The organism is Desulfolutivibrio sp., from assembly GCF_036584575.1.
In the GTDB taxonomy this organism is placed as follows: Bacteria; Desulfobacterota; Desulfovibrionia; order Desulfovibrionales; family Desulfovibrionaceae; genus Desulfolutivibrio.
On sequence record NZ_JAZHDB010000185.1, the window covers coordinates 1 to 14,491 of the forward strand.

Below are 14,491 nucleotides of genomic sequence, written 5' to 3' on the forward strand. Positions count from 1 at the left end.
TGGGGCCTTTGCCGAGGCCGGGCGCATCCTGACGGGCGGCTCCGCAGGTACGGACGCGGCGGATGTGGCCGCCGGGGTGCAGTGGGTGAAGGGGCTGTGCGACAGGCTGGGCGCGCCGCCCCTGTCGGATTTCGGCATGACGGCTGCCGCCGTACCGGGCATTGCCGCCAAGGGCCTTGCGGCCAGCAGCATGCGGGGCAATCCCGTGCAGCTTTCGCAGGGGGAGCTTGAGAGGATATTACACCAAGCGCTCTGATTTAGATAATGGTTTCGCAAAGTTTATGAATACAAGAGCGGTCAGCTCAGTCCAGAGTGTTTTTTGAGAAGTTTGGTTGATTTAATTTTCATTATTTGATATTTTTTTCTAAAATACGGTTTTTTTAAAATTCCAGCTGGCTAGTGGTCATTCGTTAAACACGGTCTTAGATAATGGTATATGTTTCAATACATTGCGTAATGAATGTGAGGGGAAGATGGCGGAAACAGCTAATATTGCGAAAATGGCCGAAATTATAAGTGCTGAAATTTTTTCAGATCTTGGTTGGGAAAGAACTGGCCCCGTAAATGAAAACACGGATTGTATTGATGAATCACATATTCAAAAAACTCATCCAGCTGACGTAGTTTATAGATATTACGAGCCATATGAAGATAAGATAACTCACGTGCTGTGTGATTTGAAAAGTTACTCAAAAGGTACAATTTCAAAAGATAAAATAAAAAAAGCCATAGTAAGTCTAAATGCAGCATTAACGTGTGCAAGAAAAAATATCAACTGGAAAAGCAAATATATATTCACAGAAAAAAACATAAACATAAAAGGTATGCTGTTTATTTATAACCATGACAATGAGTTTAAAGATAATTTTGCTGAGTTGTTTAGCGAGGCAACAGAGAATATTACTATTGATAATGGTAATAAAATATTAGTACTAGGCCCAAAAAAAATAGTGTATCTGTGTAATATAGTATCAAATATGCAGCGACTTAGAGGGAAAAAGCTATTACCTGATGACAATTGTGGTTTTTTTTACCCTGAGCAATTGGTACGTAAAATTTATCATGATCCATCAAATTTGCCATTAACCCTTGAACAAATTGGTGGTTCGTTTCATGTTTTAAGATATACAGAAAATACATATTCAAGCACAATCAGTGGCTTGGATGTTTATATAGAAGATAAAGAACATGAATTCGAAAATTTCCAACATTTATTTGATTATCTTCGAAGATATAATTGTTTGCAAAGTGTTCGGCGTGTAAGAATATTTGTTCCATTTGAAAACAAACTAACTCATACTAATTTTGAAAAAGCATTAAAAATTTATGAGGAAACAGTTGATGAAGTATTCGCAAAAAAAATCCAGCCAATTATTGCATATGAGCGCATGCATGTAGTGATTCCACAGTTTTTTAGCCAAGAAATAGGTATGCGAGATGAGTAGAAAATTTCATATTACATCGATTGATATATTTGCTGCGTTAATGGCAAAAGGAAGAAAAATAGGTGTTACTGGTCTTGTAAATTTTGCAAAGCAAAAATGCATCTTGGTTTCTAAAGATGAAGATCGAGAGCTATTGTCAGAGTACGTATCGCAACTCCCCTTTGATTTTGACGACATTGTCAAATTATATGAAATTATTGAGTCAGATAATAGACGGGAAAAATTGTCAATTACACAAGTAAAGAAAACAATTTCGTACGATAAATTTCAGCATGCAATAGATTCCCTGTCGACTCAACTAGCGATTTCTGGAGAAAAAATTACAATACTAAGTAATCCAGACAGTCCTTTTTTGCGTATTATATATGAGTATCCTCATGTTGATTATGGGAAAGCGACGATGTTGCAAGAAACGATAGTGAGGGATTCTATCGAATTTTCGCTACAAAAAAAGGATGTTACAGATATAAGGTTTGCAGCAAACTCAAAGTGTAAAGATTTAATAAAAAAAATTATTGATGAAATTGAGGGATTAGAAAGCAGCACAATCGAGATAGATGAGATTGATCTGTCCCATGTGACTGATGGGAAAAGGCGTAACGATTTTTTCTTTTCTCTTATAAATACTATTCCCGGGTTGGTACTTGATGATGTGTCTGGTGTGAAAATTTCAAATATCAATAATTCAATAGCTATAGAGAATGATCTTGTTGACACTGATGCTGAGGAAACTGAGCCTGAAATGTTTCCAGCAACAGAATTAACAGGTTTTATAAAAGATGTTGCGATAAGGGGAAAGTCGCTATTGTTCCAGAAAGAGTATTTGGATTTTGTGGAAAAAGGCTTTTTTATATCAAATCTTGTGTGGAGATCGTTAGATAAGAATGTTGAACCGAATATTATGGTTGAGTTTGAGGCAGGGTTTGCAGATCATCAGCAGTGTAAAAATTTTCAATATTCCGTAAAGGGTGCATATGTGTTTAAGAAAGACAAATCTGTTTTTTCTTCGACCAGAAAGCCTTTGGCTGAGCCAGATAAAATCAAATATAAAACGAAGATTGAACAGGCTGCTTTAAAATCAAAAAGAGAAATTTCTTATGATAAAGCTTAGGGTTTTCCCCCTTTTTTTTAATATAGAATGGAAGCATTTAGGACAGAGATTGTTAGATGCAAAATATAATGAAGAGGAGGCAAGGGGGTTCATAGTTACTGATATTTCTGACAAACAGATCATGGCAACTTACTATGAAAAAATTATATACTTAGAGATTGTGCATCACCCAGTGAGAGGTGATTTTGAAATTACCAGAGAAGTGTTTTTTAAGACGGATATAATTTTGTTTAAGAAGATTTGTTTTATTGTAAATCCGTCCCGACGGTTTTCCGGCCTTTTAATATTTATTGCTAATAAAACGGAAGCTCAGGTTTCAATACGAGATTGTCGCTTTAATATTCCTGCTTTTTGCGACCTTGGATTTCGTTTATTCGATGAATTTAATGTTACTAAAGTTGTATATAAACAATTCAATGTAACTGATAGTCTTAAATGTTCCGCAGCGTTCTCCTGCGATAATAATGTATTTAATGAAATTGGTTCGGTGAGGTTGAATATTCCCGCGATGCCTAGTAGAATTACATTCGCTGGAATAATTAATAAAACAATAATGAAGGGTGATATTAGCGAAACAGGTCTGATTTCTTTGTCGAGCGCAAATATTGACTGTTTTGTTGATTTTATTAATAAAAATCAAGATAGCCTTATTATCTGCTAAAAGAATCTAACAAATATCAGTTTAGCACCCACACATCAGACTCAGCTTATCCCGCCATGCGCAGCAATCTCTCGGCCACAACAGCCGGGGCGATGGCCTCGCGCAGCGCCGGGCGCAACTCCAGTTCGCCGCGAAGGTGCATGGGCGCGCTGTGGTGGGCGCTGGCCAGTTCGGCCTCGAAGGCGGCCCGGAGCGCCGCAAACGACTCCTCCACCTCGGGATAGCGGTTGTCCGGCCGCCAGGGCAGGCGCAGCTGGGCCCCGCCGGATTTGCGTTTGTGATTGGGCGTCTCCAGGTCGTAGCAGCCCGTGGGGGGCAGTCCGGCCCGCTCGAACTGGCCCGGATAGCAGAAGGCCTGCCAGGACGAGGGCGGCTCGGGGATGGTGGAGGCGATGCGCACCATGGGCAGGGCCAGGTTTTCCTCGTGGCGTTCCAGGATGACGTGATAGTGCAGCACGGGCCGCAGGTTGCCGCGTTTTTTCTCGATGCTCCATTCCATGCGCATGGCGAACTCCGGGTGTTGGGTTTGATGTTGGGACGCGGCCAGCGTTAGCGACCGTCGCCGTCGATTGGCCGGGCTCGGGGTCGGCGGCAAACGTCCGGCTGCGACGAATGACGCTGCGCTCCACGTCGCCGCCGTTCGTTTTCATTGTCTGGCCGGGCTCGGGGTCGACGGCAAGCGTCCGGCTGCGACGAATTGCGCTGCGCTCCACGTCGCCGCCGTCCGTTTCCGGCGACCCGTCGCCCGGCCTGGGCGGCATGGCCTGACGCAGTGAGCCGAAAGATGCGATACGCCGTTCCCGCCTTCCCTGTTACGGGATTCCAAAGGGCGAAGCCCTTTGGCCGCCGGAGGCCTCCCATACCCCGCGTCCCCGCGCATCAGTCCCCTATCCGCACCACCTCGCCAAACGGCGGCGTGTCCGCCGTCTCGGCGTCGCTGGGGCCGTAGGCGGCCCAGAGGACCGGATAGTCCGGCTGGGCCGGGAACCGGTCGCACTCCAGATCCGTCAGATAGATGAGGCAGGCCGGGCGCAGTCCCAGTTCGTCGACCTTGGCGAAGGCCGGGCGGAAATCCGTGCCGCCGCCGCCTTCGGGGTCGAGGCGCAGGGGCAGGTCGAGCCGGGTGAAGCTTATGGCCTGGCGCACCTCGGCGTCGCAGAAAAGCACGGTGATCCGGGTATCGAAGTCGGCCAGGATGGCCGACAGTTCGGCGCAAAAAAGCGACAGCGCGTCCCGGGAAATCGAGCCCGAGCTGTCGATGGCCAGGACGATGTCCGGCAACTCCTGGTTTTTGAGCGAGGGCAGGATCAGGCCCAGATGGACATAGCGCCGGTTGGGAGGCAGCCAGGAATAGTCGCTGACCGCGTTTTGCTCGATGAAGCGGCGCAGCAGACGCCTCCAGTCGAGGCGGGGGCGGATGATCGCCTCCACAAGGCGCACCAGGCCTGCGGGCAGATCTCCCATGCCCCCGGCCTGTCCGGCCTGGTTGATGGCCTGGGCCAGGGACACCCGCAGTTCGCGCTCCCGTTCTAGCCTGTCGCGCGGGGAGGGCGCGCCGTCCGTCCGGGGGTGGTCGCGCACCTCGCCCACAAGCGCCGGGTCCGGCGAGGCGTCGCCGTCGGGGGATTCGGTGTCGCCTGCGGCCGGGGCCTTTTTGCCGGAACGTTCGTCCAGGTTCATGTCCGGGGGCGCGGCCTGGGGTTTTTCCGCCGTGGCCTCGGGGGTGTCCACGGCCTGTCCGGCGTCGTTTTTTCGGCCGCCGCCGCCCGGCGCGGTTTCGGCCGTCGTTTCCTCCCGGCCGCCGTCGCCCAGGCCGCCGCCCCGGCGTGTTTCCTCTTGACGGCGCAGCAGGGCGGCGAAGATGTCGTCCACGCTGCGGTCGGCGTAGGCGGGATCGAAAAGCGCCTTCGAGGGCAGGGTGAACCCGGCGTTTTTGAGGATGCCGTTGACCGCATAGTCGCAGGCCCGGTTCCACAGGGCCTCGTCGCGGCCCAGGCGGCGCAGATGGTGGGAGCAGACGATGTGCAAGACCTCGTGGGCCAAAAGCCCCACGGCCGTGTCCACGGGCAGGGCGTCCACCAGGGCCGGGCGGTAGCCCAGGGTGCGGCCGTCGGTCCACATGCCCGTGCAGGCCGGGTCCGGGGCCAGGCGCAGCTTGAGCGCCAGGGAGCCGAAAAAGGGATGGTCCATGACCAGTTCGGCCCGGGCCCGGGCCATTTTTTCCTGTGCGGTCACGGCGGCCTCAGACCAGCACGTGGGCGTTGTCCCGGGCCCAGGCGGCGAAGGCCTCGGTGTGGGCCACGGTTTTGTCCTGGCGCAGGGCGTCGCGCATGAGCAGCACGCCGAACTCCACGGGCAGCCTGGCGGCGTATCCGGCCAGGGCGGGCATGGTGTCCCGGGCGGCCTTGCGGGCCAGGGCCTCGCAGATGGCGTAGACCGCGGCCGGGTCCGTGGGCACCGGGGCCGAATGCGGCGCGCCAAGGACCGCCTCCGTGTCCGGCAGCTCCCGCCATACCCGCAAAAAGCCTGTGAATTCGGCGGCCGCGCCCTCGCCCACCGTGCCGCGCAAAAGATCGTATTCCACCTCGGCTGGGGGCGTGGCGCAAAGGATGTCCGATACGAACTGCCAGGTGCGCGGCGAGGGAAAGGCCCGCTCGGCCCGGGCCGGGTCGAAGTCGTGCAAAAGGGCTGGCCGAAAGCGCACAAAGGCCGTGACCTCGGGTCGCAGGGCGGCCTTTTTGGCCCAGGCCAGCCAGTCCTCCAGGCAGGTTTCGAAATCCAGATGCACCATGCGGTTGGCCAGGGCCGTGGGCATGCGGTGGGTCACGGCCCGGTCCTGCTCGCGGTTTCCGGCAGCCACCACGCTCCAGCCGTCCGGCAGGGCGTATTCCCCCAGGCGGCGGTCCAGGATGAGCTGGTAGCAGGCGGCCTGAGCCAGGGGCGGGGCGGCGTTGAGCTCGTCGAGGAACAGCACGCCCTGGCCGCGCGTGGGCAAAAAGGCGGGCGGCCGCCAGTGGCAGCGGCCATCGTCGCCGATGGCGGGCAGGCCGCGCAGATCCACGGGGTCCAGCAGCACGGCCCGGATGTCCGTCAGTTCGCGGCCCAGAGCGGCGGCAGCCTGGGCCACCACCTGGCTTTTGCCCACCCCGGGCGGCCCCCACAAAAACACCGGGCGGCCGATGGGGATAAGCGACAAAAGGGCGGTGGCGATATGGGAAGGGATCACGGCGTCTCCTTGGGGGATGTGTCGGCCCGGGACGCGTCTGACCGGGGATCGTGGCCGTCGCGTCGTCCGGGGCAGGTGATGAGCGAAAAATGTCTCCGACGTGGCGCGTTCCCGGGAGCCGGGTCGGTGGTTCTTCGAAGCGGCGCGTCATGCGCCATGGGGATGGGCGTGAAGCGCACGGTCTCTCCTTGGCGGGGCGGGAGGCGGCCGTTTCGGGCGGCCGGGAGGGCGAAAAGCGCGCCGGGGGCGGGGTGGGGTCGATGTCCCCGCCCGGCGGCGCGTTCCGGTTCGCCGCCACCATGGCGGACGCCCCGTATCCGGCATAAAAGCCCGGCGGGATCGGCACAGATGGCCGCCTGCAAGGGCGCGGATCGGCCGATCCGCCGAACTACCCCGTGCCGGGCAGACTCCTGATATTGAAAATGAGAATGGTTGTCAATAAAATGGTGAAGGTCGCCATGCCGGGGCGAGGCGGCGGGGGGGGCGTCTGGTCAATCCGGGCCCTTTGGTGTAGCTGTCGCCTGGGCCGTGACCTAGCGACGTAAGCCGGGCGGCCGACAGTTTTTGGGGGGTAAACGCCGCATGTCGCATATCGCCAGACTGCTCATCACCTGTCCGGACCGCCCGGGCATCGTGTCCGCCGTGACCACGTTCCTGTATACCCACGGGGCCAACATCATCGACCTGGACCAGCACTCCACGGACCCCGAGGGCGGCACGTTCTTTTTGCGCCTGGAGTTCCATGCGCCGGTGCTGGACATGTCCCGGACGGCGCTGGAGACGGCCTTTGGCGAGGTGGTGGGGGAGCGTTTCGGCATGGACTGGCGGCTGAGCTATGCCGACGATGTGAAAACCGTGGCGGTCCTGGCCTCGCGCCAGGACCACTGCCTGATGGAGATTTTGTGGCGCTACAGCCGCAAGGAACTGCCCTGCCGCATTGCGGCGGTGATCAGCAACCACCCCGATGTGCAAAAAAGCGTGGAGTCATTCGGGGCGTCCTTTTTTCATGTGCCCGTGACGGACGGGGACATGGAAAAGGCCGAGGCGGCCATGCTGGACATCGTGCGGGACGCGGATCTGGTGGTGTTGGCCCGGTACATGCGGGTGCTGTCCGGGAATTTCGTGTCCGCGTTCCCCGACCGGATCATCAACATCCACCATTCGTTTCTGCCCGCGTTCGTGGGCGCGGATCCCTACCGCCAGGCCCACGACAAGGGCGTCAAGCTCATCGGGGCCACGGCCCATTACGTGACCGCAGAGCTCGACGCCGGACCCATCATCGAGCAGGACACGGCCCGGGTGAACCACCGTTTCGGGGTGGCGGACCTCAAGACCACCGGCAGCGACCTGGAACGCACGGTCCTGGCCCGGGCCGTGACCTGGCACCTGCAGGACCGGGTCATCGTCCACGGCAACAAGACCGTGGTCTTCCGGTAGCGGCCCGTTCGCGGCTGGGCGTACAGCAGGCGTGGACAATGCAAAGAACTTGCTTTTTCCCATGGCCTGCCCTATGCGGGAACGCATGGGCGTGCACTTTTTACGACGCGGCTTTCCCCGGCCAAAAGCCTCCCCCCCCCGTCTTGCCGGAAAAGATCCTGTCGCGATGTCCCCAGGTGCGTCTTTTCCCCTCGTGAGGAACGTCCATTCCAGCCGCACGGCAGCAAAAAAGATGCTCTCGGACAAACGTACGCATTTTCCCGTCCACTGTAGATACTTTACAAAGGAGAGATGGGAATGCGTAGCGTATCGCGAGTCGTTTGTTTCCTTGCGGCATGGCTTGTCGTAACGGCGGTTCCGGCCTGGTGCCTTGATGTGCGTATGGCCGGGGACGGGCGTATTTTCGGCAATTTCTTTTTGCATCACAATTATACCGGCTGGAACGCCGACGGAACGCAGACCGAAGACCCGGTGAATTTCTATCAGCGGTTCCGGCTGCGCACGGACTTCGTGACCCACGAAAACCTGTCCTTCCGCCTGGGATTCCGGGTGGACGACGAGAACTGGGGCCACGGCACCTTCACCGCCGACGCCCCGGAGGTCTCCATCGAGGTCTATCTGGCCTATCTGCAGTTCAAATGGCCGGATACGGACATCCAGATCACCGCCGGATATCAGCCCGTGTCCATGCCCGCCACCGAGGCCTTTTACGATTCCCTGATCATGGCCAACGACGACGGCGACCAGTCCACCTCGGCCCTGGTCCTGACCGCGCCCATCTTTGGCGACGCGGCGTCGCTGAGCGCCGGGTTCACCCGGTTCATCGACACCAACGGGGCCTTCGACACGGACACCACCCAGGTGGCCGACGAGTTCGACGCCTTTTTCCTCACCGCTCCCATCACCCTGGATGCCCTGAATTTCACCCCCTGGGGCATGGCGGGCATTCTGGGCAAGGGCGCGGACCTCGGCGACATGGACACCGGCCTGCGCTCGGCCGGGAGCTACCTGCCGCCGGACAGCCGGGAATACAACCAGACCGCCTATTGGTGGGCGGGAACCACGCTTGAGGTCAAGGCCTTCGACCCGGTCAAGATCTCCATGGACTTCGCCTACGGCTCCTCGGCAAATGCCCTACAGTCCTCCCGGCGGCGGGGCTGGTTCGCGGATGCGGCCATCGAATACACAGGGCTGTCGTTTATGACCCCCGGCATCTACGGCTGGGCGGCCAGCGGCGAAAACGCCAGCCTGTCCGACGGCAGCGAGCGCATCCCGGTGGTCATGCCCAAGTGGGGCCCGGCCACCTCGTTTCTCTTCGATTGCGACCAGGCCCTGTCCGACGCCGCCATGGAGACGGATCCCACGGGCACCATGGGCTTCGCCCTGGCCCTCAAGGACATCTCCGTCATCGAAGATCTGACCAGCCGCCTGACCTTCGCCATGGTCTTCGGCACAAACAGCGCGGCGGGCATCCGGCGCGCCCTGGCGGTCACCGGCGGCAACGGCGGCTACATGACCATGGGCCAGACCCTGGCCGTGGGCGAGCAGCTCGTGGGCGTCAACTTCGACCACTATTACGATCTCTACGAGAACCTCACCCTGACCCTGGAGACGGGCTACGCCCAGGGCATCGGCTTCCAGAGCAACATCTGGGGGCATCGCTTCGCCGCCGCCGCATCCCCGGCCTGGAAATGCGGCCTGGGCATGACGTATACGTTTTAGCGCCACCGGCCCGGACCACGGAATACAAACGCCGTCCCGGAAGCCCGGGACGGCGTTTCTCCACATATTCTGGCGGAATGCGGCGGCCTATTCGATACCCACGGCCTTGGCCACATCCAGAACCTTCTTTTTCGGGCTCTTGGCGCAGGTCTCGGCCAGGGCGGTGGAGAAGGATTCGAAACCTTCCCAGTTGAGTTCCGTGTCGCCGGACACGCCGCTTAAGTAGCCGTCGAGCCACATCAGGATCATGCCCACGCTGGCCTCGTCGCCCTTGGCCACGCCCTGCAGGAACTCCTGGCAGCTGAGTTCGCCGAATTCGATGTTCCCCTGGCTTTTCCCTTTGGCCATGGCCGTGGTGGAAAAAGCAAAAAGCAATCCGATGACCGCGCAAAGCCCTACGATTTTTTTCATAGCGAAAGCCCTCCTTGCTGGCGTATAACAACAATGCATCATGCTGTAAAAGGAAGATTTGCGAACGACTGCACGGACGGGCGCGGGACGTGCCGTGTCGGCCTTCCTGACGCAACGCCTTCGGTTGATGCTCCGGGAAGCGAACAGGTATCCTCTCATCATGTCCGATGAATTCGCGTAGGCGAATTGCATGGCGGAAATGGAGAGATGAGTGTTCTCTCTTGGGAATACGGTTTCGTTTTGGGGGACGTGCAACGTGATGCACGGAGCAGACGGATTTGTCGGGGTCGGAACGGATCGTTCCCCGGGCGGAGGGTGAAAAACGACTGCGGCCGTTGCCTCATGGCCGCGAATGTCTTACCTTCTGTAGAATGTGTCGCCTGCCCGCAACGGACAGGCCTGCGCCAGGGCTAAGACGCCTCCTCCCGCCACCCGGCTGCTCAGCGGCGCGGATACGGGCCGAGGCATTGAAAAAATGGAATTTTCGCAACACCAACGTGGAGAACGACATGGATGAGAACGCCTGCCGTCAGTGGTTGGACGAAGTCAACTGGGATATGATTCATGAGGATGCCGTGACCATGTACCTGGAATGGGGCAACAACAATTTCAAGGACACCCTGCGGCCCCCGGTGACCAGCAGCAAGGAATATTCCATCTATTTCGTGGTGGACACCTGGGGCGAGCCCAAGGTGGTGTTGAACAAGATGAACAATTACGGCAGCGCGTCCTTGTGCGAAAAAAAGCTGCCCCCGGACATGGCGGCCCGGTACATGAAGGAGATCGGGGGACTTCGCGGCATCCATGAGTTAAGTGACGAGGTCAAGGCCTGGGTCATGAAGGAAATGGGCATGGAACAGGCCTAGGGGGAGCGCCTCTTCACTGCGACAGCCATGGCAATGAAGAAAAATCGGACGCTTGCGATATGCCGGGCGTTCTCCTTACGGCCGTTTCAGGAACGGCGCAGGAAGGGGAGGCGTCCTTTCGGGATGACCAGGGGATGCGGCCATGGGGCCGTGTCCCCTTTTTTGCGGGCGGGGCCTGGGGTTACGCCAGGGTCCGAATGCCTGAAATCAGGGCCTGGAAGCTGCGCGAGGCATTTTTCTCCAGGTCGAGGTGAGGGCCGATGGCTCTCGAGCCCAAGACTTTCTGATAGGTCTGGTCGGTCAGGTTGCCGAGCACCTGGCTAGGATTCGGCATGCTGTCCGGATCGCGGAAATGCGTCTCTCGTTGGCGTCTGGCCAGCCCCCGTATGCCGAGTCCCCGTTCGACGGCGGCCAGATCGCCGAGGTAGAAGCTCTCCAGTTCATGGCAGGCGATACGCACCAGGATCGGTTTTTCCGGGGCCGCTGGGCACAAATCAAGCAATCGTCTTTTTATTTCCCGGCATTCTCCGGCATCCTGGTCGCGAAGAACCACGAAGACGCATTCCGGGGTGAGCCAACCGCGCAGCTTCCGGGTCAGATTTTTTTCCAGATCTTGTTTCCCCCGAAAGACCACATACCGCACGTCCGTTTCGGATGGGAGCAGGCGTGGCCGCAGTCCTTCCAGCATTTCCCGGGCCGAGGGTTCCTCCAAAAGAAAAACCAGGGTTTTCACCTGTGGTCCGCTCCCTCGAAAAATCCCTGGTCCCACAGGTAGCCCATCTGGTCGCCGTCGTGCATGTAGGCCACGATCTGGGGATCGTCCATGGCCCGGCGGACCTGCGTGCCGCCATCCTTTTTCACCAGCCAGAAGACCTCCTCCACCCGGGTGGCGTTTAAAAAATCCGGGGAGTGGGTGGACACGAAGACCTGACCCCCGCGCATGGCGTAGGCCCTAAACTCCTCGGCCAATTCCCAGAGAAGTTTGGGATAGAGCTGGTTCTCCGGCTCCTCCACGCACAAGAGGGGATGGGGGGTCGGGTCGTGGAGCAGAATCAGGTAGGCCAGCATCTTGATGGTGCCGTCGGACACGTAACGGGCCAGGATGGGATCTTCGAAGGCGCCGTCCTGGAATTTCAGCAACACGCGGCCCTCTTCCGTGGTCTTGGTCTCCACATTGGTGATGCCTGGGACGCGGCGTTTGAGCAGCGCGATGATTTTGCTCAGGACGGCGGGGTGGGCGCCATGCAGATATTCAATGACCAGGGACAGGTTTTCTCCTTCCCGGGAGAGGTGTTCGGCGTATCCGGCCTCCTGTTCCGGGCGGGCCCGGCTTATGTGGAAGTCGGACACGTGCCAGTTTTCGATGAGGTCGCCCAGGGCTACCACGGCCGGAAAACGCTCGAACTGGGCCAGACCCTTGATGGCCAGGATGTCCGGGGATTTGAGGGTTTGCTCTTCGCGACTCAAGTCACGGATATCGTCGACCGTTTCCAGTTCGTTGGTTGCGGCTGTGCCATGGCCGCGCGAGAAATTGAGAAAATGCCAGGGCTGGCCGCTGCTGCCCCGGCGGTATTTCAGTATTTCCCGTTCCACCACGGCCTTGCCCCGGACTTCGGCGATTTGCAGGAAATAGGTGGTCAGCGGGCCGTCGGCCTTGGCCCGAAATTTCAGTTCGATCTCGATGGGGCCGTCCGTCCCCCGGCTGCGCACCTCCCGAAATCCCCGATTGCCGCCGAGTTTCATGAGCGCGGTGTTGACGTTGCCGGTGAGGGCGTCGCGCAAAAAACCGAACACGCTGAAAATGGTGCTTTTCCCGGAGCCGTTGGCCCCGATGAACACGCAAAACTTCGGGATGTCGGTAATCTCGGCGTCCCGGAAGGCCTTGAAGTTTTTCAGGCGCAGGGATTCGATCTTCATGACGCGTACCTCGTATCTCAATTCGTCTATGCGAGAGCGTGGACAAGGTCAAACGCCACAGGGGAGCGGCCGGATCATGCCGTAACCACGCAGGACGGGACTCCGACGGGAAAGATTCGTGGCCGTCGACGTCACCTTTCCAGACGGCATGACTGCGCCACGTGCCCTCAGGGCTCGCTTAGGCTTTCGTGCAGGCCGGTCAGCAGGGGATCGAGGAGGTATTCGGCAACCCGGCGCTTGCCCACCAGGATCTCGGCGTCGAGCGACATGCCCGGCAACAGGCGGAAGTCGCGGCCCACGTCGCGCAGGGCATGCGAGGTCAGGCGGATGCGGCAGGCGTAGTACGCCCCTCCGTCGGCCGCCTCGCCCGCGCCCTGGCCCTCGGGCAGAAACACGTCCGGGCTGACCATGCGCACCACGCCGTCGAGAAAGCCGTGGCGTTGGAAGGGAAAGGCGGAAAGCTTCATGCGCACGGCGTTGCCCACCCGGATGTGGCCGATGTCCTTTGCCGGGATGGCGGCCTCAGCCTCCAGTTCCCCGCCTTTTACGTCGATGGGGATCAGCGTGAACAGCGTCTCGGCCTCGCGCACCACCGACCCCTCGGACACCCGGGCCATGTCCTTGACCACGGCGTCGGACACGGCGGTCATCTCCACCAGTTCCGTGCGCCGGGCGGCCTTGGCCAGGGTATGCTCCACCTCGGTCAGCTCCTGCTGGGCCTCCACGATCTTGGTGGCCGTCTGGGTCCGCCAGCCGCCGATAAACGACAGCCGCTCGGCCCTGGCCTGGGCCAGGCGCTCCCGGATCTGGGAATTTTTTTCGGCCGCGCTGGCGTACAGATCCTCCACGCGCAGCTTCTCGCGCAGGGCGTTGATGTATTCCAGGCGGCTGGTCTGGGCGCCCTCCCACAGCTTGCGGTACATGGACTCGATCTCCGCCGTCAGGGCGAACTGGCCTTTGAGGCGCTCCTGCTCGTTGACGTTGGCCCCAAGCATCTCCTCGTAGGAGGCGATCTCCTGGTCCTTGGCCTCGACGTTGGCCCGATATTCCTCCTTGCGCTTGAGGAAAAGCGCCATCTGGGCTCGCTGGTCCGGGTCGGCGGCGTTTTCGTCCAGGTCGGCGGGCGGGCGGTCCTCAAGCTCGGCCATAAGCCGTTCGACCCAGGCCGCAAGGAACCGTTTGCGTCCCGTGAGCTGCCCCAGGTCGGCGGAGGCGAAGGTGGGGTCCAGGGTGGCCAGGAGTTGCCCCTTTTTGACCACATCGCCTGGCCGAACGGCCAGGGTGCGGATGATCGAGGTCTCAAGGGGCTGGACCACGATGGCCGGGGCCAGGGTGGCCAGCATGCCCTTGGCCGTGACCACCCGGTCCACCTTGGACAGCCAGGCCCAGGCCCCGCTGCAGGCCAGGGCGGCCAAAATCACGTAGACCGCGAACCGGGCCTGCCAGGGCAGCCGCCCGGCCTCCACGGCCACGGCGTCGGGCTGGAATTCCATGGCCTCGCGGCTGATTTTTCCGGGTTTTTTTTTCATCCGCTCTCCCGCCCCTTCACCGACCCCGGGCGAGCATCCCCCACCGCCCGGGGATTCCAAAGGGGGCGCGCCCCCTTTGGCCGCCGGAGGCTTTTCCTCGACCCCATGTCCTCCCGCCCCCTCGCCATCACCGCATCCCCCGGGTCTGCTTCTCCCACAGGTTGCG

At 58.5% G+C, this 14,491-nt stretch carries 13 protein-coding genes and 1 pseudogene; 7 read left to right on the plus strand and 7 right to left on the minus strand.

From position 1 onward, the window contains the following. The 4 genes and pseudogenes from V3572_RS13370 to V3572_RS13385 form a co-directional block, all read left to right on the plus strand. Window positions 1–256 (plus strand): annotated as a pseudogene (locus V3572_RS13370) (iron-containing alcohol dehydrogenase); the annotation flags it as partial. A gap of 217 nt (window positions 257–473) precedes the next feature. Further along, window positions 474–1,445, plus strand: coding sequence for a hypothetical protein (locus tag V3572_RS13375; protein ID WP_332111513.1), 972 nt, complete (start codon window positions 474–476; stop codon window positions 1,443–1,445). After that, complete coding sequence (locus V3572_RS13380) at window positions 1,438–2,556, plus strand: hypothetical protein (RefSeq protein ID WP_332111514.1); 1,119 nt, start codon at window positions 1,438–1,440, stop codon at window positions 2,554–2,556. The genes V3572_RS13375 and V3572_RS13380 overlap by 8 nt, the downstream gene beginning before the upstream one ends. After that, complete coding sequence (locus tag V3572_RS13385) at window positions 2,543–3,217, plus strand: hypothetical protein (RefSeq protein WP_332111515.1); 675 nt, start codon at window positions 2,543–2,545, stop codon at window positions 3,215–3,217. Before V3572_RS13380 ends, V3572_RS13385 begins: the two co-directional genes overlap by 14 nt. A 46-nt stretch (window positions 3,218–3,263) precedes the next feature. Here the strand turns inward: V3572_RS13385 and V3572_RS13390 are convergent, their stop codons facing one another. The 3 genes from V3572_RS13390 to V3572_RS13400 form a co-directional block, all read right to left on the minus strand. Beyond that, window positions 3,264–3,722 (minus strand): hypothetical protein, encoded by a 459-nt coding sequence (locus V3572_RS13390; RefSeq protein ID WP_332111516.1) that lies wholly within the window; start codon window positions 3,720–3,722, stop codon window positions 3,264–3,266. Window positions 3,723–4,096: 374 nt separating this feature from the next. Beyond that, window positions 4,097–5,452 (minus strand): vWA domain-containing protein, encoded by a 1,356-nt coding sequence (locus tag V3572_RS13395; RefSeq protein ID WP_332111517.1) that lies wholly within the window; start codon window positions 5,450–5,452, stop codon window positions 4,097–4,099. Window positions 5,453–5,459: 7 nt separating this feature from the next. Beyond that, window positions 5,460–6,443, minus strand: coding sequence for an ATP-binding protein (locus V3572_RS13400; protein ID WP_332111519.1), 984 nt, complete (start codon window positions 6,441–6,443; stop codon window positions 5,460–5,462). A 582-nt stretch (window positions 6,444–7,025) separates the two neighbouring features. Here V3572_RS13400 and purU point away from each other — a divergent pair. Together purU and V3572_RS13410 are read left to right on the plus strand one after the other, a co-directional pair. Next, a complete protein-coding gene (gene purU / locus V3572_RS13405) occupies window positions 7,026–7,880 on the plus strand; it encodes a formyltetrahydrofolate deformylase (RefSeq protein ID WP_332111520.1) in 855 nt (284 codons plus the stop codon). 297 nt (window positions 7,881–8,177) lie between these two features. Next, complete coding sequence (locus tag V3572_RS13410) at window positions 8,178–9,602, plus strand: outer membrane homotrimeric porin (RefSeq protein ID WP_332111521.1); 1,425 nt, start codon at window positions 8,178–8,180, stop codon at window positions 9,600–9,602. An 87-nt stretch (window positions 9,603–9,689) separates the two neighbouring features. Here the strand turns inward: V3572_RS13410 and V3572_RS13415 are convergent, their stop codons facing one another. Then, the gene (locus V3572_RS13415) at window positions 9,690–10,013 is read right to left on the minus strand and encodes an HdeA/HdeB family chaperone (protein ID WP_332111522.1); all 324 of its coding nucleotides are present in this window, start codon (window positions 10,011–10,013) and stop codon (window positions 9,690–9,692) included. Window positions 10,014–10,522: 509 nt separating this feature from the next. On the opposite strand from V3572_RS13415, the gene V3572_RS13420 reads away from it, so the two are divergent. After that, entirely contained in the window at window positions 10,523–10,879 is a 357-nt protein-coding gene (locus V3572_RS13420) for a DVU0772 family protein (RefSeq protein ID WP_332111523.1), read from the plus strand. A gap of 181 nt (window positions 10,880–11,060) precedes the next feature. On the opposite strand, the gene V3572_RS13425 is transcribed toward V3572_RS13420, so the two are convergent. The 3 genes from V3572_RS13425 to V3572_RS13435 form a co-directional block, all read right to left on the minus strand. Continuing rightward, the gene (locus tag V3572_RS13425) at window positions 11,061–11,612 is read right to left on the minus strand and encodes a DUF4276 family protein (RefSeq protein ID WP_332111524.1); all 552 of its coding nucleotides are present in this window, start codon (window positions 11,610–11,612) and stop codon (window positions 11,061–11,063) included. Then, window positions 11,609–12,796: an AAA family ATPase gene (locus tag V3572_RS13430; RefSeq protein ID WP_332111525.1), complete on the minus strand. Its 1,188-nt coding sequence runs from the start codon at window positions 12,794–12,796 to the stop codon at window positions 11,609–11,611. The genes V3572_RS13425 and V3572_RS13430 overlap by 4 nt, the downstream gene beginning before the upstream one ends. Window positions 12,797–12,963: 167 nt before the next feature. Next, complete coding sequence (locus V3572_RS13435) at window positions 12,964–14,325, minus strand: HlyD family type I secretion periplasmic adaptor subunit (protein WP_332111526.1); 1,362 nt, start codon at window positions 14,323–14,325, stop codon at window positions 12,964–12,966. Between the last annotated feature and the right edge of the window lie 166 nt (window positions 14,326–14,491).

Coding starts and splice junctions, on each gene's coding strand:
- V3572_RS13375 (WP_332111513.1), top strand. CDS start 474: ATGGCGGAAACAGCTAATATTGCGAAAATGGCCGAAATTATAAGTGCT.
- V3572_RS13380 (WP_332111514.1), top strand. CDS start 1,438: ATGAGTAGAAAATTTCATATTACATCGATTGATATATTTGCTGCGTTA.
- V3572_RS13385 (WP_332111515.1), top strand. CDS start 2,543: ATGATAAAGCTTAGGGTTTTCCCCCTTTTTTTTAATATAGAATGGAAG.
- V3572_RS13390 (WP_332111516.1), bottom strand. CDS start 3,722: ATGCGCATGGAATGGAGCATCGAGAAAAAACGCGGCAACCTGCGGCCC.
- purU (WP_332111520.1), top strand. CDS start 7,026: ATGTCGCATATCGCCAGACTGCTCATCACCTGTCCGGACCGCCCGGGC.
- V3572_RS13410 (WP_332111521.1), top strand. CDS start 8,178: ATGCGTAGCGTATCGCGAGTCGTTTGTTTCCTTGCGGCATGGCTTGTC.
- V3572_RS13415 (WP_332111522.1), bottom strand. CDS start 10,013: ATGAAAAAAATCGTAGGGCTTTGCGCGGTCATCGGATTGCTTTTTGCT.
- V3572_RS13420 (WP_332111523.1), top strand. CDS start 10,523: ATGGATGAGAACGCCTGCCGTCAGTGGTTGGACGAAGTCAACTGGGAT.
- V3572_RS13430 (WP_332111525.1), bottom strand. CDS start 12,796: ATGAAGATCGAATCCCTGCGCCTGAAAAACTTCAAGGCCTTCCGGGAC.
- V3572_RS13435 (WP_332111526.1), bottom strand. CDS start 14,325: ATGAAAAAAAAACCCGGAAAAATCAGCCGCGAGGCCATGGAATTCCAG.